General features: G+C 63.0%; 16 protein-coding genes. 10 read left to right on the top strand and 6 right to left on the bottom strand.

Annotated elements, in window-relative coordinates:
• Positions 1 to 242: 242 nt before the first annotated feature.
• Complete coding sequence (gene rlmM, locus LU684_RS23780; protein WP_060519028.1) at positions 243 to 1,307, bottom strand: 23S rRNA (cytidine(2498)-2'-O)-methyltransferase RlmM; 1,065 nt, start codon at positions 1,305 to 1,307, stop codon at positions 243 to 245.
• A 224-nt stretch (positions 1,308 to 1,531) separates the two neighbouring features.
• Between rlmM and acnA the strand changes: the two genes are divergently transcribed.
• Positions 1,532 to 4,273 (top strand): aconitate hydratase AcnA, encoded by a 2,742-nt coding sequence (gene acnA / locus LU684_RS23775; RefSeq protein ID WP_232895099.1) that lies wholly within the window; start codon positions 1,532 to 1,534, stop codon positions 4,271 to 4,273.
• A 373-nt stretch (positions 4,274 to 4,646) separates the two neighbouring features.
• Positions 4,647 to 6,212: a methyl-accepting chemotaxis protein gene (locus LU684_RS23770; RefSeq protein ID WP_016485615.1), complete on the top strand. Its 1,566-nt coding sequence runs from the start codon at positions 4,647 to 4,649 to the stop codon at positions 6,210 to 6,212.
• Positions 6,213 to 6,390: 178 nt separating this feature from the next.
• Here the strand turns inward: LU684_RS23770 and LU684_RS23765 are convergent, their stop codons facing one another.
• From LU684_RS23765 to LU684_RS23745, 5 genes are all read right to left on the bottom strand, one after another.
• Positions 6,391 to 7,275 carry a pseudouridine synthase gene (locus LU684_RS23765; protein ID WP_016485614.1) on the bottom strand — a complete coding sequence of 295 codons (885 nt, stop codon included), beginning with the start codon at positions 7,273 to 7,275 and terminating at the stop codon, positions 6,391 to 6,393.
• Between the two features lie 51 nt (positions 7,276 to 7,326).
• On the bottom strand, positions 7,327 to 7,635 hold the full coding sequence (locus LU684_RS23760; RefSeq protein ID WP_016485613.1) for a hypothetical protein: 309 nt from the start codon (positions 7,633 to 7,635) through the stop codon (positions 7,327 to 7,329).
• Between the two features lie 65 nt (positions 7,636 to 7,700).
• Positions 7,701 to 8,132, bottom strand: a complete 432-nt coding sequence (locus tag LU684_RS23755; RefSeq protein WP_016485612.1) for a D-Ala-D-Ala carboxypeptidase family metallohydrolase — start codon at positions 8,130 to 8,132, stop codon at positions 7,701 to 7,703.
• Positions 8,133 to 8,240: 108 nt separating this feature from the next.
• Positions 8,241 to 8,480, bottom strand: a complete 240-nt coding sequence (locus tag LU684_RS23750; protein WP_016485611.1) for a glutaredoxin family protein — start codon at positions 8,478 to 8,480, stop codon at positions 8,241 to 8,243.
• A 72-nt stretch (positions 8,481 to 8,552) separates the two neighbouring features.
• Entirely contained in the window at positions 8,553 to 9,761 is a 1,209-nt protein-coding gene (locus LU684_RS23745; protein WP_016485610.1) for an ammonium transporter, read from the bottom strand.
• 313 nt (positions 9,762 to 10,074) lie between these two features.
• Between LU684_RS23745 and LU684_RS23740 the strand changes: the two genes are divergently transcribed.
• From LU684_RS23740 to dacB, 8 genes are all read left to right on the top strand, one after another.
• Positions 10,075 to 10,389, top strand: coding sequence for a DUF883 family protein (locus tag LU684_RS23740; RefSeq protein ID WP_016485609.1), 315 nt, complete (start codon positions 10,075 to 10,077; stop codon positions 10,387 to 10,389).
• Between the two features lie 9 nt (positions 10,390 to 10,398).
• Complete coding sequence (locus LU684_RS23735; protein WP_016485608.1) at positions 10,399 to 10,773, top strand: phage holin family protein; 375 nt, start codon at positions 10,399 to 10,401, stop codon at positions 10,771 to 10,773.
• Positions 10,770 to 11,099: a hypothetical protein gene (locus LU684_RS23730; RefSeq protein WP_016485607.1), complete on the top strand. Its 330-nt coding sequence runs from the start codon at positions 10,770 to 10,772 to the stop codon at positions 11,097 to 11,099. The genes LU684_RS23735 and LU684_RS23730 overlap by 4 nt, the downstream gene beginning before the upstream one ends.
• A gap of 147 nt (positions 11,100 to 11,246) precedes the next feature.
• Positions 11,247 to 12,578 (top strand): deoxyguanosinetriphosphate triphosphohydrolase, encoded by a 1,332-nt coding sequence (locus LU684_RS23725; RefSeq protein ID WP_016485606.1) that lies wholly within the window; start codon positions 11,247 to 11,249, stop codon positions 12,576 to 12,578.
• Between the two features lie 285 nt (positions 12,579 to 12,863).
• The gene (locus LU684_RS23720) at positions 12,864 to 13,481 is read left to right on the top strand and encodes a response regulator transcription factor (RefSeq protein ID WP_016485605.1); all 618 of its coding nucleotides are present in this window, start codon (positions 12,864 to 12,866) and stop codon (positions 13,479 to 13,481) included.
• Positions 13,482 to 13,489: 8 nt separating this feature from the next.
• Positions 13,490 to 17,122: an ATP-binding protein gene (locus LU684_RS23715; protein ID WP_432443562.1), complete on the top strand. Its 3,633-nt coding sequence runs from the start codon at positions 13,490 to 13,492 to the stop codon at positions 17,120 to 17,122.
• 41 nt (positions 17,123 to 17,163) lie between these two features.
• Positions 17,164 to 17,508: a YggL family protein gene (locus LU684_RS23710; RefSeq protein ID WP_016485603.1), complete on the top strand. Its 345-nt coding sequence runs from the start codon at positions 17,164 to 17,166 to the stop codon at positions 17,506 to 17,508.
• A gap of 185 nt (positions 17,509 to 17,693) precedes the next feature.
• Positions 17,694 to 19,151: a D-alanyl-D-alanine carboxypeptidase/D-alanyl-D-alanine endopeptidase gene (dacB, locus tag LU684_RS23705; RefSeq protein WP_016485602.1), complete on the top strand. Its 1,458-nt coding sequence runs from the start codon at positions 17,694 to 17,696 to the stop codon at positions 19,149 to 19,151.
• Positions 19,152 to 19,273 lie beyond the last annotated feature (122 nt).

Genomic DNA, 19,273 nt, shown 5'->3' with positions numbered 1-19,273 from the left:
CCTGCGCTTCGCTCCGGGGTCCCCTCGCTCCGGGCTTGCTCCCGGGAGGACCGCGCTGCAGGCCCCATCCTGGGGCCTAGCGCTTGACGGGCATCCATGCCCGTCACCTCCCTTCGCAAGCCCTGCGCTCGGCCTCCTGAAGTCGCAATCTGCGTCGCCTGGACTACCGCGCGCTTAGAAGCAAAAACCGAAGCAAGAGCTAGAACAAGAGCTACAGCTGGAGCGCGAACAGCGCGCTGGGCTCAGCGCGGCTTCAGATCGAGCCGGCGCAGGTGGCAAGTCACTTCCTCACGGTCGTGATACAGCTGCTTGCAGGCAATCGACACCCTGATCTTGCGCGCCTTGAACGTCGCCTCCATGCGGTCGAGCAGCCGGCGCACTTCGGCATAGCGCTGCTTCATCGGCAGTTTCAGGTTGACCACCGCCTCGCGGCACAACCCCTCCCCCAGCCAGGTTTCGATCAGCGAGGTGGTGCGCGCCGGCTTCTCGACGATGTCGCACACCATCCAGTCAACCGGCTGCTTGGGCTGCCAGGTAAAACCATCAGCCATCAGGTGCTGGACCAGGCCAGTGTCCATCAGGCTTTCGGCCATCGGGCCGTTGTCGATGGCGGTCACCAGCATGCCCCGGCGCACCAACTGGTAAGTCCAGCCACCTGGCGAGGCGCCCAGGTCAACGCCGGTCATGTCATCCCCCAGGCGCTGGTCCCATTGCTCGCGCGGGATGAACTGGTGCCACGCTTCCTCCAGCTTGAGGGTCGAGCGGCTGGGCGCCTCGCGGGGGAATTTCAGGCGCGCAATACCCATGGGCCACAGCGCACTGTTGTTGACCGGGGCAACACCGGCAAACACCCGCCGGCCGCTGATGAAGGTGAGCAGCAGGCGTGGGCGGCTGGCGTCTTCAACCAGGCGGCCGGCCTTTTCCAGTGCTTTGCGCAGCGGCACTTCGAACTTGCGGCAGAACGTGGACAATTCCTTGCCGTCGTTACTGTCCAGCACTTCCAGCCACAGGCTGCCAAACACCGGCAGTTCGGCCAACTGCGCCAGCAGCACACTGATACGGTCACTTTCCGGCAGCTCGACATAACCGCCCCGGGCCCACTGCCGCGGGAAAATCAGCTCGCTGAAACGCAGTGCCCCCATCAGCCGCTCGGCACCGCCTTCTTCGGTACAGACAAACTCGGCGCTGGCACTGTGCGGCTTGCCTTTGGCGTAGCCCGCAATGCCAAGGCGGGCAGCATGTTCGCTGATTTCGGCGCACACCTCGCCCTCGAAACCAGGCCGGCAATGCATGAACAGGGTATTCATCTCTCACTCCACTACGGCTGGCGCGCAACAGGCGCCGGCAGGGCGGCGATGATAAAGGAAGTTCGGAACCTGCGACACGCCCCGCCGGTCCAGAAAAGGGTCAGGGGCCGCAAAGCGGTCTAACCTGACCACTCAGCCAGGTCCGTACCGTGCGGATCGACACAGAGCGGTGACACCGGCAGACCTTTAATATTTGCCGGGCACCGGCGCAGAAGGAGTTGGCAATGCCCTCGCTCGATAGCCTGAACACCCTCAAGCCCCTCCAGGTCGGGGACCAGACCTACCATTATTTCAGCCTTACCGAGGCCGCCCGCCAGTTGGGTGACCTGCAACGCTTGCCCATGTCGCTGAAAGTGCTGCTGGAAAACCTGCTGCGCTGGGAGGACGGCCATACCGTCACCGGCGACGACTTGCGCGCCCTCGCCCAGTGGCTGAGCGAGCGGCGTTCTGATCGCGAGATCCAGTACCGCCCGGCGCGGGTGCTGATGCAGGACTTCACCGGTGTGCCGGCCGTGGTCGACCTGGCCGCCATGCGCGCGGCAATGGCCAAGGCCGGCGGCGACCCCCAGCGGATCAACCCGTTGTCACCGGTGGACCTGGTGATCGACCACTCGGTAATGGTCGACCATTACGGCACGCCGCAGGCCTTCCACGAGAACGTGGACATCGAAATGCAGCGCAATGGCGAGCGCTATGCTTTCTTGCGCTGGGGGCAGAGCGCCTTCGACAACTTCCGCGTAGTGCCGCCGGGCACCGGCATCTGCCACCAGGTCAACCTTGAATACCTGGGCCGTACGGTTTGGACCCGTGAAGCCGATGGCCGCACCTACGCCTTCCCCGACACCCTTGTCGGTACCGACTCGCACACCACCATGATCAATGGCCTGGGCGTGCTCGGCTGGGGTGTCGGTGGCATCGAAGCCGAGGCGGCCATGCTCGGCCAACCCGTGTCGATGCTGATCCCCGAGGTAATCGGCTTCAAACTGACCGGCAAGCTGCGCGAAGGTATTACCGCCACCGACCTGGTACTGACGGTGACGCAGATGCTGCGCAAGAAGGGTGTGGTGGGCAAGTTCGTCGAATTTTATGGCGACGGCCTGGCCGAGCTGCCCTTGGCTGACCGTGCGACCATCGCCAATATGGCGCCCGAATATGGCGCCACCTGCGGCTTCTTCCCGGTTGACCAGGTGACGCTGGACTATCTGCGCCTGTCGGGCCGCCCCGAAGCGACAGTGCAACTGGTCGAGCAGTACTGCAAGGCCCAAGGCCTGTGGCGCCTGCCGGGGCAGGAGCCGCTGTTCAGCGACAGCCTGGCACTGGACATGCACGAGGTCGAAGCAAGCCTGGCCGGGCCGAAACGGCCACAGGACCGCGTGGCGCTGGGCCAGGTCAGTCAGGCCTTTGACCATTTCATCGAACTGCAGCCCAAGCCACTGGCAAAAGAAGTCGGCCGCCTGGAAAGCGAGGGCGGGGGCGGCGTAGCGGTGGGCAACGCCGACCAGGCTGGCGAGATCGATTACAGCCATGCAGGCCAGACTCACACCCTGCGCGATGGCGCCGTGGTAATTGCGGCGATCACCTCGTGCACCAACACCTCCAACCCCAGCGTGATGATGGCTGCCGGGCTGGTGGCCAAAAAGGCCGTGGAAAAAGGCCTGCAACGCAAACCCTGGGTCAAGAGTTCCCTGGCACCAGGCTCCAAGGTTGTCACGGACTATTTCAAGGCCGCCGGGCTCACCCCCTACCTTGAGCAACTGGGCTTCGACCTGGTCGGCTATGGCTGCACCACCTGCATCGGCAACTCGGGCCCGCTGGACGAAGCGATCGAGAAAGCCATCGGCAGCGCCGACCTTACCGTAGCCTCGGTGCTGTCGGGCAACCGCAACTTCGAAGGCCGCGTGCACCCACTGGTCAAAACCAACTGGCTGGCTTCGCCACCGTTGGTAGTGGCTTACGCACTGGCCGGCAGCGTTCGCCTTGACCTGACTCGCGACCCGCTGGGCACCGGCAAGGACGGGCAACCGGTGTACCTGCACGATATCTGGCCCAGCCAGCAGGAAATTGCTGCGGCCGTGGCCAAGGTCGATACCGCGATGTTCCACAAGGAATACGCCGAAGTGTTTGCCGGCGATGCGCAGTGGCAGGCCATCGAGGTGCCACAGGCTGCCACCTATGTGTGGCAGGCCGACTCAACCTACATTCAGCACCCGCCGTTCTTCGACGATATCGCCGGGCCGCCGCCACAAATCGCCGACATCCAAGGCGCCCGGGTGCTGGCGCTGCTGGGCGACTCGGTGACCACCGACCACATCTCCCCTGCCGGCAACATCAAGGCCGACAGCCCTGCCGGGAGCTACCTGCGTGAAAAGGGCGTGGAACCGCGCGATTTCAACTCATACGGTTCGCGGCGCGGCAACCATGAAGTCATGATGCGCGGCACCTTCGCCAACATCCGTATCCGCAACGAAATGCTGGGCGGGGAAGAAGGCGGCAATACCTTGCACGTGCCTACTGGCGAAAAGCTGTCGATCTACGACGCGGCCATGCGCTACCAGCAGGAAGGCACCCCACTGGTGGTAATCGCCGGCCAGGAATACGGCACCGGCTCGAGCCGCGACTGGGCGGCCAAGGGTACAAACCTGCTGGGCATCAAAGCGGTGCTGGCGGAGAGTTTCGAGCGCATTCACCGCTCCAACCTGGTGGGCATGGGCGTGCTGCCGCTGCAGTTCAAGGCCGGCCACGACCGCAAGCAACTGGTGCTGACCGGCAAGGAGCGGATCGATGTGCTGGGCTTGAACGGTGCACAGATCCGCCCGGGCATGAGCCTGCCGTTGCGCATTACCCGCGAAGACGGGCAGCAGGAACAGATCGAAGTGTTGTGCCGGATCGATACCTTGAATGAGGTGGAGTACTTCAAGGCCGGCGGAATCCTGCACTATGTGTTGCGACAGATGATCGCTGGCTGAGGCTGGGAGGTTCGGCTGCAGATTTGCGGCGCTCCCGAGACCGAGCGCCGCCCGCGCGGCGCATCGCGAGCTGGCGCTCGCTCCTACGTTTGTTTCGGGCCAGTTATGCCTGTGGCAGGCGCGCGCGACCGCCTTGTGTGTACGACGAGATATTGCGCCATGCACCAAGGCGTTCGCGCGCAAATTGCACAGGAAAAATTGGCCCGAAACAAACGTAGGAGCGAGCGCCAGCTCGCGATGCGCCGCGCAGGCGGCGCTCGATTTCACAGGCGCCAGAGCCCCAACGACGAACAAACGCAGCCACATTAAATAATCATTCAATAAAACCCATAGCTTGCCGATACCTGTCCAAAGCCCTGCGGACTATCAACCCATGCGTAACAACCAGCCGATTACCCAGAGAGAACGGACTTTCCCTGCCCAGCAGCGGTTGATCTCCACCACCAACGCCAAGGGCGTGATCACTTACTGTAACGATGCCTTCATCGACATCAGTGGTTTCACCCGCGAGGAGTTGACCGGGGCGCCGCACAACCTGGTGCGCCACCCCGATGTGCCGCCTGCCGTGTTTGCCCATATGTGGCAAACCCTCAAGCAGGGCCAGCCGTGGATGGGCATCGTCAAGAACCGTTGCAAGTCCGGGGACCACTACTGGGTCAACGCCTACGTCACACCGATTTACGACAATAACCAGGTCATCGGTTTCGAGTCGGTGCGGGTCAAGCCAACCGCCGAGCAGATTCGCCGCGCCGAGGCCCTGTACCAACGCATCAACCAAGGCAAGCCCGCAGTACCTCGCAGGGACAAGTGGCTGCCGGTGCTCCAGGACTGGCTGCCGTTCATCCTGATCAGCCAGGTAGGCTTCCTGATCGGCAACTGGCTGGGCCATTCCTGGGGCTTTGCCCTGGCTGCCGGGCTATCCGTCCCCTTGGGCCTGCTGGGCTTGAGCTGGCAGCAGCGTGGCCTCAAACGCCTGTTGCGCCTGGCCGAACAGACCACCTCCGACCCGCTGATCGCGCAGATGTACACCGACAGCCGTGGCGTGCAGGCGCGTCTGGAGATGGCCATGCTCAGCCAGGATGCCCGCATGAAAACCTGCCTGACCCGCTTGCAGGACAGTGCCGAACACCTCAGCGACCAGGCGCGCCAGTCCGACGCCTTGGCACACAAGAGTTCGTCGGGGCTGGAGCGCCAGCGGGTGGAAACCGAGCAGGTCGCCGCCGCCGTCAACCAGATGGCCGCCACCACGCAGGAAGTGGCCAACCACGTACAGCGCACGGCCGACGCCACCCAGGAAGCCAACCGCCTGACCAGCCAGGGCCGGCAGATTGCCGGGGAAACCCGCGAGGCCATCGAGCGTCTGTCGGCAGCGGTGGGCGAAACCGGTCAGACGGTTACCCAACTGGCCAAGGACAGCGACGAGATTGGTGGCGTGGTCGATGTGATCAAGGGCATTGCCGACCAGACTAACCTGCTGGCACTGAACGCGGCCATTGAAGCGGCGCGTGCCGGCGAGATGGGCCGTGGCTTTGCCGTGGTGGCCGACGAAGTCCGCCAGCTGGCCCAGCGCACTGCCGAATCCACCGGGCAGATCCACGGCCTGATCGCCAAGCTGCAACAAACTGCCAGCAACGCCGTGCTGACCATGGAAACCGGCCACCGTCAGGCGCAGGAAGGTGTCGACCGGGTGATGCAGGCTGATGAGGCATTGGTGGGGATCAGCGAAGCGGTGGCCAACATCACCGATATGGCCACCCAGATTGCCGCTGCGACCGAGGAGCAGACTGCAGTGGCCGACGAGATCAGCCGCAACATCAGCACCATCGCCGAACTGGCCGACCAGACCGCCGAACAGGCGCAGCATTCAGCACTGCTGAGCGAGGCGCTGACCAGCACAGCGGGTAGCCAGTATTCGCTGGTGGAGCGGTTCAACCGCTGACGCTCCGGTATTCGCGGCTGAAGCCGCTCCCACAGGAACCTAGTGACCTTGGAGCCTGCGACGTACCTGTGGGAGCGGGCGTGCCCGCGAAGAAACCAACGCGGTGGATGGCACCGGCCCTGCCGGTGTTCGCGGGCAGGCCCGCTGCCACAAGGGCCGCGTATGCCTGCGGCCTGTGTTACCAGTCCAGCCGCAGGCGGCTCTCGAAATAGCGTTCTTCGCCGCTCAACGGGTCTTCGAAACGCAAGCTCTGCGCCAGCAGTTTCAGCGGCCGTTGGTAGTCATCCTCTGCAGTAAGCAGCTGCGGGTAGAACGGGTCATTGCAGATTCCCGCCCCCAAGGCTGCCATGTGCACGCGCAACTGATGGGTCTTGCCGGTCACTGGTGACAGCCCATAGCGCCACAGCTCCCCATTCTTTTCCAGCACCTCGGCCAAGGTTTCACTGTTGGCCTCACCCTCCACCTCATGCATACGGAAAAACGGCTCGCCATGCACCAGGCGGCTTTTGTGCACCAGCGGAAATGCATGCTGCGGCATCGCCGCCGCAATGGCCTGGTAGCGCTTGTCGATGCGCCGCTCGGGGAACAGGCGTTGGTAAACGCTGCGGCTGTGCGGGTTGGCGGAAAACAGCACAAGCCCGGCGGTGTGCCGGTCTATGCGGTGCAACGGCACCAGATGCGGGTTATCCAGGCGACGAATCAGGCGGCGCAGCAAGGTCTGCTCGACGTACTCGCCCGTCGGCGTCACCGGCAGGAAATGCGGCTTGTCGGCCACCACCAAGTGTTCGTCCGCGTGCAGTACCACTTCCTGCACCGGGATCGGCCGCTCGTTCGCCACTTCGCGGAAGTAGTGCAAACGCAGGCCACGCTTGTAGGGTAACTCGGCAGCAATCGCCCGCCCCTCGGCATCCAGTACCCGGCCACGGGCAAAACGGTCAAGCCACTGGGCGCGGTCGATGGCCTTGAAATGGTCGCACAGGCAATCGAGCACCGTCGCCCAGTTACCGGGGGGCAGGCACACCGTGCTGGCTTGCTGGCGGGCGGGGTCGAAGGGCGCGGTCATGGCAGGGCTCGAAACGTTCACGGCCGCGCATTATCGCCCAAGCCCGCGCCCTCAACCAGCCTGGACTATCGCCTCGCTGCGTTCCTTCAGCCAGCGCAACACCTGCACCGGTTCCCAACGACCGGGGTCGTACAGGGCATAGAGCAACCCCTGGTAACCCACCACATCCAGCCCGCGGTGATAGCCGGCACGCTGGAACAAGGCCTCGATCTCGGCGAAGCAGGTATTGAAGTGGACTTTACCGAACGGCGTGCGGTCGTCGGTCACCAGGCCTTCGAGGCGCAGTTCCAGAACGGCGTCAGCCACCCGATCCACGGGCATGCGGTTGACGCTGTACTTGAGTTGCTCGACGTTGAGCATGACGTTACCTCGACACTGTATTTATATACAGCATACGAACATCCCCTTGCCGCCGTCAATGCGGTTCATTGCAGCCCCGGCAGGTAGCCGCTGCCTCTGCGCAGGGTCAAAACCTGCCTGCGCGGGGTGCCACGGGTTACCGAAAGATGCACCCATCTGTCGAACTCCAGGATGAGTTGATCGAACGGCACGGCACTTTCGTTGATCCGCCGAGCGGTTTCCCGAGGGCTGACTTCCATCACCGTGAAGTCAGCCGCCAGCCCCTGAATATGCTGGCTGTTGGTGGCACCGCCGATCAGCCGGTTAACCTTCTCGCTGCGAAAACCGCTGCTGACGATGATCGGCACGCCGAACAGTGCGCGCACCTGCTCCAGCGCACAACACAGCAATTGCAGGTTGGCCCGGGCATCAGGAGGTGGGGTGTTATCGAACCCGTCCCTGGCGGCGAGCTGGGAAACGGTCATTTCATCGAGCGTGAAATGTGGAGTGATCAACATGGCGAACTATTCCGATGATGGGAAAGGTGACCGGCGCCAGTGCGCCGGCACCTGATCATCAGCTCGCTTCACCCTTCATGGAGCAGGGTTGCAACTCCTCTGCAGCCATCATTGCCCCAGGAACGCCACCACCTGTTCGGCATCGAACGGCCAGTGCAGCTCAGCAGCATTGTCGCAGCGTCGCAACACCGGAATGATCAGGCCATAGCGCTCGAACAGCACCTCACTCTCGGCGATGTCGACCAGCTCGACCAACAGGCCATGATCGACAAAAGGCATCAGCACGGCCTCGGCCACTTCACACAGGTGGCAGCCGAGGGTACCGAACAGTTGGCATTCAGGCAGCATGGCTCAGGTCCCGGTTGGCATGCAGAGATACCTATTCTAGGTCTCTCGCACTCGTCATGCACCTGACCTGGCTCAATCCTGGCTGGTGGCGCCGATACGGTGCAGCGACAAGTCCGCGCCCTGAAACTCCTGCTCATGGCTCAAGCGCAGCCCATGCAGCGCACGGATTGCGCCATACACGGCAAAGCCGCCGGCCAATGCCACCAGCACGCCCATCAGGCTGCCCAGCAGCTGGCTGGCCAGGCTGACACCACCCATGCCGCCCAGTGCCGTCTGGCCAAAGACGCCGCAGGCAATGCCACCCCACACGCCGCACAGGCCGTGCAGTGGCCACACGCCCAGCACGTCGTCGATCTTCCAGCGGTTTTGCGCTGCAGTGAAGGTCCAGACGAACAACGCGCCAGCCACCAGTCCGGTGGCCAGTGCGCCAATCGGGTGCATCAGGTCGGAGCCGGCGCAGATCGCCACCAGGCCGGCCAGCGGCCCGTTGTGCAGGAAGCCCGGGTCGTTACGCCCGGCCAGCAAGGCCGACAGGGTGCCACCGACCATGGCCATGAGCGAGTTGATCGCTACCAGGCCGCTGACGCCTTGCAGCGTCTGTGCACTCATCACGTTGAAGCCGAACCAGCCGATGATCAGAATCCACGACCCCAACGCCAGAAACGGAATGCTCGACGGCGCAAACGCCACCAAACGGCCGTCCCGGTAGCGCCCACGCCGCGCGCCCAGCAGCAATACCGCCGCCAGGGCTAGCCAGCCGCCCATGGCGTGCACCACCACCGAGCCTGCAAAATCGTGGAAAGGCGCGCCGAAGCGGGCCTGCAACCAGGCTTGCAGCCCCAGGTTGCCATTCCACACTACCCCCTCGAAGAACGGGTAGATAAACGCCACGATCAACGCCGTGGCACACAACTGCGGCACGAAGCGCGCGCGCTCGGCGATGCCCCCGGAGATGATCGCCGGGATCGCCGCAGCGAACGTCAGCAGAAAGAAGCACTTGACCAGCGAATAACCATGGTCAACGGCCAGCGCCGCTGCCGGCTGGAAGAAATGGACACCATAGGCTATCCAGTAACCAATGAAGAAATACACCAGTGCCGAGATGGCAAAGTCGCTGAGGATCTTCGACAAGGCGTTGACCTGGTTCTTGTGGCGTACCGTGCCCACTTCAAGGAAGGCGAAGCCGGCATGCATCGCCAGCACCAGGATGGCGCCCATGAGAATGAACAGAGTGTTGGAACCGTGGACGAGGGAGTCCATTGCGCTGTGCATGTTTTCCATGAAATAGGCAGGCCTGCTAAAAAAGGCACCAGGACAGTTCAAGAACCTGCATCCCTGCACCGAATCGGTGCCAGCCCCCTGCCCTGTTTCGGTGAGCGGGTCGGAGCCTGCGTGGTTTTTTCTTGGGTTTGTCGTGGATTGGGTTAAGGTTTATCGGTACACGCTGCGCTGACGCCCTGAATCGGCGCAATCGCTGCCAGCGACGCCCCGCAACGTGGCAATGACTTAGCAAGGCCCATACCAGCACCGGCACTTGAACCTTCCGCGCGTGCTATTACTCGAACTACCAACACTCATCGACAGGGAGAGGCCCATGGCCAGCAAATCGGCAAAGACTGCACAAGAGATACTGATGGCTGACTTCCAGGCGTTGGTACGCGACACCGAGAGGTTGCTGGCCGACACTGCCAACCTGGCCGGCGACCAGGCCGACGAATTGCGCGAACAGATTCACGACCGCCTGACCCAGGCTCGCGAAACCCTGCAACTGACCCAGGACTCCGTGCGCCAGCGCGGCCAGGCCGCGCTGGGCAGCGCCGAGCAGTACGTGCAGGAAAACCCGTGGCAGGCAATCGGCATCGCCGCCGGCGTCGGCCTGTTGATCGGCCTGCTGGCCAACCGGCGCTGAGGGGTTCCCATGGAGAATGACGCCAACGGCGCCAGCGCCTCGGGCAAGCGCCTGGGCGCAGCTGCGCTGGGGCTGCTGCACAGCCACATCGAACTGCTTGGCATCGAATTGCAGGAGCAAAAGGGCCGCACCCTGCGGTTGCTGCTGTTCGCAGGCCTGGCCCTGGTGTTCGCCCTGCTGCTGCTGACAGCCCTTTCCGGGTTGTTACTGGTGCTCCTGTGGGACAGCTATCGCCTGGCCGGCATCATCGGCCTGTGCGTGTTCTATGGCTTTGCCGCGCTGTACTGCGGGTTGCGCCTGAAGGCAGCGGTGTTCGACGAATCGTCGCCATTCGGGGCCACCCTTGAAGAACTCGCCAAGGACCGGGAGCGCCTGTTGCCATGAGCCTGCCACAACTGCCAAACACCCGTAACCCGCGCGAACTGCGCAAAGCACTGCTGCGCCTGCGCATGGAGATGCACCGCCAGGAAATCCGCCATGAGTCCGGGCAACTGATGGAGCCGCTGCGCCGCGTGCGCGGTATGGGCAGCTCACTGCACGCAGGGTTGGGGATCAAGCATGCGCCTTTATGGGGGATTGGTGCCGTGGTGGCGCTGGGCTTCCTCACTGGCAAGGGCGTGCGCAGCGGTAACCTGGCGCGGCTGGTCCGCCTGGGCAGCAGCCTGCTGCCGCTGGTGCGCCTGTACCTGCAAGGTAACCGCCGCCCCTGAACACTGCACATTCCTTTGTAGGAGCAGCCTTGTGCTGCGAAGAGCCCGGCCCGGCGATACCCGTGTATCGCTCAAACAGGCCTCTTCGCAGCACAAGGCTGCTCCTTCAGGATATGCTGCTTCCTTCGATCCACAGGAGAATGCGCCTTGGACTGGCACACCCTGCTCACCCGCGAACGCCTGGGCAAAGCCCTTTATAGCGCCGATGAACTCGGGCGCAGCCCCTTCCACAAAGACCATGACCGCATCATCTTCTCTGGTGCCTTTCGCCGCCTCGGGCGCAAGACCCAGGTACACCCGGTTTCCAGCAACGACCACATCCACACACGCCTGACCCACTCACTGGAAGTCAGTTGTGTCGGTCGCTCCCTGGGCATGCGCGTCGGCGAAACACTGCGCGACAACCTGCCCGACTGGTGCGCCCCCAGCGACCTGGGGATGATCGTGCAGTCAGCGTGCCTGGCCCACGACATCGGCAACCCACCCTTCGGCCACTCCGGCGAGGACGCCATCCGCCACTGGTTCCAGCAGGCAGCCGGGCGTGGCTGGCTGGATGACATGAGCGACGACCAGCGGGCCGATTTTCTGAATTTCGAGGGCAATGCCCAAGGCTTTCGTGTGCTCACCCAGCTGGAGTATCACCAATTCGACGGCGGTACCCGTCTGACGTATGCCACCCTCGGCACTTACCTGAAGTACCCCTGGAGCGCGCGCCACGCCGACGCCTTGGGCTACAAGAAGCACAAGTTCGGCAGCTACCAGAGCGAACTGCCCCTGCTCGAGCAGATCGCCCGCAAGCTCGGCATGCCGCAACTGGAAGAACAGCGCTGGGCGCGCCACCCGCTGGTTTACCTGATGGAGGCTGCCGATGACATCTGCTATGCGCTGATCGACCTGGAAGACGGCCTGGAAATGGAGTTGCTCGAATACGCTGAAGTCGAAGCCCTGCTGCTTGACCTGGTCGGTGAAGACCTGCCAGAAACCTACCGCCAGCTCGGCCCCCGTGATTCCCGCCGGCGCAAACTGGCGATTCTGCGTGGCAAGGCTATCGAACACCTGACCAACGCTGCCGCCCACGCGTTCGTCGAGCAGCAGCAGGCATTGCTGGCCGGGCACCTGGCAGGCGACCTGGTAGAGCACATGCACGGCCCGGCCAAGCGCTGCGTGCTGCAGGCCAAGGACATGGCACGCAACAAGATCTTCCAGGACAAGCGCAAAACCCTGCACGAAATTGGTGCCTATACCACCTTGGAGATTTTGCTCAATACCTTCTGTGGCGCAGCGCTCGAACAGCACGGTGGGCGCACCCCCTCGTTCAAGAGCCGCCGGGTACTGGACCTGATCGGCAACAATGCTCCGGACCCACGTGCCTCGCTGCACAGTGCCTTCCTGCGCATGATCGACTTCATCGCCGGGATGACCGACAGCTATGCCAGCGAAATGGCCCGGGAAATGACCGGGCGCTCCAGCCCCACCTGAAGCACGCCGGTGCAGCCACGGTCCTTGAGCCAGTGCTGCACCGCATATTGCAGGAAACTTCCTACATATACTGACGGCAAATTAAACAGCCCGAGTAAAAGTGCACGAAAAGTTACCAATCACGCTTTGACATTGGGTCAAACACACAAAATTCGTAGCCCGTTTTGTTTTATCTTGTAAGCCATTTCCCATAAAGGGCGAATCGCCCTTCCTCGCATGTCTGACGACTTCCAACTGCGATAAGGTGCCGATTATCCCCCTCAATCGCCCGCAGGGAAGTTGAACATGCATTCCATATTTATTGTCGACGATCATCCTGTCATCCGCCTGGCCGTCCGTATGCTGCTGGAAAACCAGAACTACAAGATTGTCGGCGAGTCGGACAACGGCGTGGACGCCATGCAGATGATTCGTGAAGCCGCCCCTGACCTGGTCATCCTCGACATCAGCATCCCCAAGCTAGACGGGCTGGAGGTGCTTTCCCGCTTCCAGGCCATGGCCCTGCCATTGAAGGTTCTGGTATTGACCGCGCAGTCTCCCGCATTGTTTGCCGTACGTTGCATGCACTCCGGCGCCGCAGGCTATGTGTGCAAGCAGGAAGACCTGAGCGAACTGCTCAGTGCTATCAAGGCGGTCCTGGCCGGTTACAACTATTTCCCCAGCCAGGCAATAAAGCATGACCAGACAGCCGATGCCGAGCTGAAACTCTTCAGGCAGGTAAATGACCGCGAACTGATGGTACTGCAACTCTTCGCCCAAGGCCGCAGCAACAAGGAAATTGCCAAGGGCATGTTCCTCAGCAGCAAGACTGTCAGCACCTACAAGAAGCGCCTCATGCACAAACTTCAGGTCAACACACTGGTTGACCTGATCGAAATTGCCAAACGCAACGCGCTGGTCTGAGGATGGTCATGCCGCGCCCTTTCGCTCGCCTGCTGTTCGCCCTGCTCCTGTTCAGCGGCGTCGTGCAGGCCACCTATCAAGAGGCCTCATCCTATACGTTACTGGCTCGGTCATCAGCCAAGCCGACCCGCCCCATGCTCACGGCCGAACAACGGCGATGGCTCGAAAGCCGTCAGGAACTGGTACTGGGCACGTCGGCTCCGGATTACCCACCGTTCGACATCACCAGTGGCGGCCGCGACTACCAGGGCCTCACCGCCGAGTACGCGAGCCTGATCGGCACGGCCCTGCAGTTACCCGTGCGGGTGCTGCGTTTCTCCAGCCGGCAGGCGGCAGTGGAGGCGCTCAGGCATGGCGATATCGACCTGCTTGGCACCGCCAATGGCTACGAAGCGGCCAGCGACGGCCTGGCGCTGTCGCATCCGTATGCCGTTGACCAACCGGTGCTGGTAACACGCGAAGACGAAACCCGGGCGCTGGACGCGGACCTGACCGGCCTGCGCCTCGGCATGCTTTACCATTACCTGCCCAAGCAGGAGGTACGCCGCACCTACCCCATGGCCGAGCTACTGGCCTTTGGCTCCTCCAGCCAAGCCTTGAACGCCGTGGCGTTCGGCCAGGCCGACGTGTACATCGGCGACACCATCTCCACCCACTACCTGCTTAACCGCGGCCACCTGCCACGCCTGCGCATGGCCAATTTCGGCCAGCACGAGGCCATCGGCTTCGGCTTTGCCTTGCGCCAGCAAGACACGCAACTGCTGGCGCTGGTGAACACCACACTGGACAGCCAGCCTGCGGCACTGCGTGCCAGCATCTTCAAACGCTGGAGCGCCGGCAGCGACCTGCTGCTGACTGACCGCAAGCTGCAACTGACCGATGCCGAGGAACAGTGGCTGCAAGATCACCCGGTGATGCGCGTAACGATCGATGATACGGCTGCGCCGCTATCCTATTTCGATGGCTCAGGGCATTTTCGCGGCATCACAGCCGACCTGCTGGAGCTCATCAGCCTGCGCACCGGTTTGCGTTTTGACGTGCAGCGTGCAAGCGGCATTGCCGACATGATCGCCCGCCTCAAGGATGGCCGCGCCGATGTGATTGCCGCACTGGCCACTGGCGGGGTGACCAAAGACGACCTGCAGGTCAGCCGGGCCTACCTGGAGAGCGCCTTCGTGCTGGTCGGCCGCAAGGATGACAAGGGCATGAGCACGCTGGAGCAGTTGCAGGGGCATCGCGTGGCCATTACCCGCTACAGCGCCATGGACACCCTGTTGTCCCGGCACTATCCGAAAATCGGCTGGGTCGAGACCGAGAGCGCGTACTATTCCATGGCCTTGCTCAACAGCGGTGCCGTCGATGCGGTGATCACCACGTTGATCGACGCCAACCATGCCTTGGCCAGCAACCCTGGGCTGGTCATCCGCACCACGGTCGGCAGCGAGCCTGCCAACTTCGCCATGGCCACCAGCACCCCGTCACAGGCGATGCAGTCGATCCTCGACAAGGCGCTACTGAGCATCTCGCCCGAAGAGCTGGGGGTGATCAACAACCGCTGGCGCGGCTTCGGGCAGCACGACGATGGCAGTGGCAAAGACTACAGCCAGCTTGCGCTACAAGTGGTGCTGGGCATGGTCGCGCTGCTGTTGCTGGCCTTGCTCTGGAACGCCCGCTTGCGCTTGCAGATTCGCCAGCGCCAAACCGCCGAACGCGCACTGAACGACCAACTGGCGTTCATGCGCGCCCTGCTCAACGGCACGCCCCACCCCATGTACGTGCGTGACCGCGAGGGGTGCCTGCAAAGCTGTAACTACAGCTATCTGGAAGCCGTGCAGGCCCGCTCCGACGAGGTCATCGGCAAACGGCTGGACGCCAGCCTGTTTGCCGACAGCGAGCAGACTCGACAGATCCAGGCCGACTATCTGAAAGTCATGGCCGCAGGCTCGCCGTTGATCATGGACCGGCCACTGCGGATCAAGGGCCGCGAAATGACCATCTATCACTGGATACTGCCGTACCGTGACTCACTGGGCGAAGTACAGGGCATCATCGGCGGCTGGATCGACATCAGCGAACGCCGCCAGTTGGTCATGGAGTTGCGTCAGGCCAAGCAGCAGGCCGACGACGCCAACCGCGCAAAGAGCACCTTCCTGGCCACCATCAGCCATGAGATCCGCACCCCGATGAACGCCGTCATCGGCATGCTCGAACTGGCAGTCAAACGCGCCGACCAGGGCCAGGTGGACCGCAGCGCACTGGAACTGGCCCACCACTCAGCCAAAGACCTGCTGGGCCTGATCGGCGATATTCTCGATATCGCGCGTATCGAATCCGGGCACTTGTCCCTGGCACCGGAAGCCGTCGACCTTGCGGCCCTGGTCGAATCGGTAGGGCGCATTTTCGAGGGGCAGGCACGCCAGAAAGGCCTTGCCCTGGAGGTGATGATTGCACCCGCCGCGCGTTGCCACGCACTGCTCGACCCGCTGCGTTTCAAACAAGTGCTGTCCAACCTGGTAAGCAACGCCATCAAGTTCACCGAGCATGGCCAGGTTCGCATCTGCGTAGGCCTGCTGGATGACGGCAGCACCCTGCCCGCAGTGCTGGAACTGGAAGTGCGCGACAGCGGCATCGGCATCCATGCCGACGACCTGCAGCGCCTGTTCAATCCGTTCATACAGGCCAACCCGCATAGCCAGGGCGCCCGCGCGGGTACCGGGCTGGGCCTGGCCATCTGCCGCAGCCTGTGCGAAATGATGGGCGGCAGCCTGACCATCAAGAGCCTGGAAGATGTTGGCACCCAGGTGCGCCTGAAAATGCCGCTGCAGCGCATTGACGCCGCCCCGCATTCAGCGCCGCCCTTCGAACACCTCGAGGTGCCTGACCCGCGGCTGAATGTGCTGGTGATCGATGACCACCCGGCCAATCTGCAGCTGATGGCGCAGCAGCTCGGCTACCTGGGCCTGCCGCACGCCAGCGCCCGCGATGGCCGTGAAGGCCTGGCCACCTGGCGCGCAGGCGACTTCGATGTGCTGGTGCTCGACTGCAACATGCCGCACATGAACGGATACCAACTGGCGACCGCCGTCCGTGCCGAAGAACGCCATGGCAAGCGGCAGCGCTGCACCATTCTCGGCTACACCGCCAACGCACAGCCAGAGGTGCGCCGCCAGTGCCTGAGCGCCGGTATGGACGACTGCCTGCTCAAGCCGATCAGCCTGGGCACCCTCAGCCAGCGCCTGGCGGGCATTCGCCCGCGCCGCCAGCAAAAGCCCCGGCGCAAGCTGTACCACCTGGAAGGCCTGGCTGCAGTGATCGGGCATGACCCCGACGACCGCCAGCGCTTCCTGCTGACCTTGCAGCAAAGCCTGCAGGCCGACCGGGCCAGCTTGATGGCGCTGCACCCGGAGCAAGACAGCGAGGCCATTGCCGAGCAGGCCCACAAGGTGCTGAGTGCCGCGCGCATGCTGGAAGCCCACGACCTGATGGCGGCCTGCGAAGCCCTGGAGGCCCGCGGCTTGCCTACCCCCCAGTTGCGCTTGCGCCGTCAGGCACTGGCGCGGCACATGTGCCGTGTGGAACGGGCGTTGGCCAACGAACTGACTACCGGCGCATGCACTCAGGCAGGCAGCCCCACGTGTTAACTGGTAGACTGCGCGGCGTTATTACCTAAGAGGATTGTTTCATGGCCACAAACCGCTCCCGTCGTCTGCGCAAAAAGCTGTGTGTCGACGAGTTTCAGGAATTGGGCTTCGAGCTGAACCTGGAATTCAAGGAAGATCTGGATGACCAGGCAATCGATGCTTTCCTCGATGCGTTCCTGGAAGAAGCGATGGACGCCAACGGCCTGGACTATGTAGGCGGTGACGATTACGGCCTGGTGTGCTCGGTCAAACGCGGATCGGTCAGCGAAGAACAGCGTGCTGCCGTTGAAACCTGGCTCAAGGGCCGTAGCGAACTGACCAAGATCGAAGTCAGCCCGCTGCTGGACGCCTGGTACCCGGAAAAGCCGATCAACAAGGCTGAGTGATCCCTGCCTGGCTTGATCGCTGAAAAGGCTGCCCTTGTGGTGGCCTTTTTTATTGGCGGTGCTTTTCCGTCGAACGTGGCGCATCGTCGCTACGCTTGGGGCATAATGCGTACTCTTTCGTCGTGGGGCCATCATCTCTTACAGCCCCAATGCCCTTTTCCCTCGCCGCAGGGTATTTATCCATTATGATCAAAACGCTTCGTCCCCTCATTCTGGCAAGCCTGCTGTTGCCACTCGCATTGCCCAGCCAGGCCGCCACCGTCAATACCACCCTGCCCGCCAAAGTGCAGCAGGCGCTCAAGGCCAACAAGCTGCAGGACACGGCCCTGTCGCTGGTCATGCTGCCGCTGGACGGCCCCGGCACGCCCACCGTGTTCAATGCCGATGTGTCGGTGAACCCGGCCTCGACCATGAAACTGGTCACCACCTACGCGGCCCTCGAACTGCTCGGCCCGACCTTCCAGTGGAAAACCGAGTTTTATACCGACGGTACCCTGAGCAATGGCGTGCTCAACGGTAACCTGTACCTTAAAGGTGGCGGCGACCCGAAACTGAACATGGAAAAGCTGTGGCTGCTGATGCGTGACCTGCGCGCCAATGGCGTGCGCACCATCACCGGTGACCTGGTGCTGGACCGCAGCCACTTCGTGCAGCCCAACCTGCCGCAGTTCAACGATGACGGCGGCGATGAAAACAAGCCGTTCCTGGTCAAGCCCGATTCGCTGCTGGTCAACCTCAAGGCGCTGCGCTTCGTGGCCCGCAACGATGGCGGCAAGGTGACCGTTGCGGTCGAGCCACCGATTGCCAGCATCCGCATCGACAACCAGGTCAAGGCGGTGGCTTCGAAGCAGTGCACAGGCGATGTGCGCTACAACCCGGTGCCACAGGCCGATGGCATCAGCGTCACCGTCAGCGGCCAGCTGGGTGACGGCTGCAACTCGCAGACCTACCTGTCGCTGCTCGATCACGCCACCTACGCCGCCGGTGCCGTGCGCGCCATCTGGAACGAGCTGGGTGGCAGTATCCAGGGTGGCGACCGCATCGAGAATGTACCCAAGAGTGCTCGCCTGCTGGCCCGCGCCTTCTCGCCAGACCTGGTGGAAGTGATCCGTGACATCAACAAGTACAGCAACAACACCATGGCCCAGCAGCTGTTCCTGAGCCTTGGCGCGCAGTTCCGCACCGATGCCGATGGGGACGATGCCCGCGCCGCCCAGCGCGTGGTGCGCCAGTGGCTGGCAAAAAAGGGCATTACCGCGCCGCATCTGGTCATGGAGAACGGCTCTGGCCTGTCGCGTGCCGAGCGGGTCAGCACCCGGGAGATGGCCCAGATGCTGCAGGCCGCCTGGAAGAGCCCCTACGCTGCCGAATTCATGAGCTCCATGCCGCTGGTGGGCATGGACGGCACCATGCGCAAGCGCCTGAAGCGCACTGCCATGACCGGTGAAGGCCACATCAAGACCGGCACGCTGAATACCGTGCGGGCAATTGCCGGCTTCAGCCGCGACAGCAACGGCCATACCTGGGCGGTGGCGGCGATTCTCAACGACCCGAAACCGTGGGGTGCTTCGCAGGTGCTCGACCAGGTCCTGCTGGACCTGTACCGCCAGCCGAAGCTGGCCGGCAGCACAGCGGCCAACTGATTGGCTGGTCCGTACCGGCCCTTTCGCGACTGAGAGCAAGTGTCTTGCGCAAACTGTGACAGTTTGCGCGATCACTGTGGGAGCGGCTTTAGCCGCGAAAGGGCCGGCACAGACAGCTGGCA

Source organism: Pseudomonas sp. NMI542_15, assembly GCF_021283425.1.
Taxonomy (GTDB): domain Bacteria; phylum Pseudomonadota; class Gammaproteobacteria; order Pseudomonadales; family Pseudomonadaceae; genus Aquipseudomonas; species Aquipseudomonas fortuita.
Note: the sequence above shows the minus strand (reverse complement) of the source record. Positions and strands in the feature narration are given on the sequence as shown.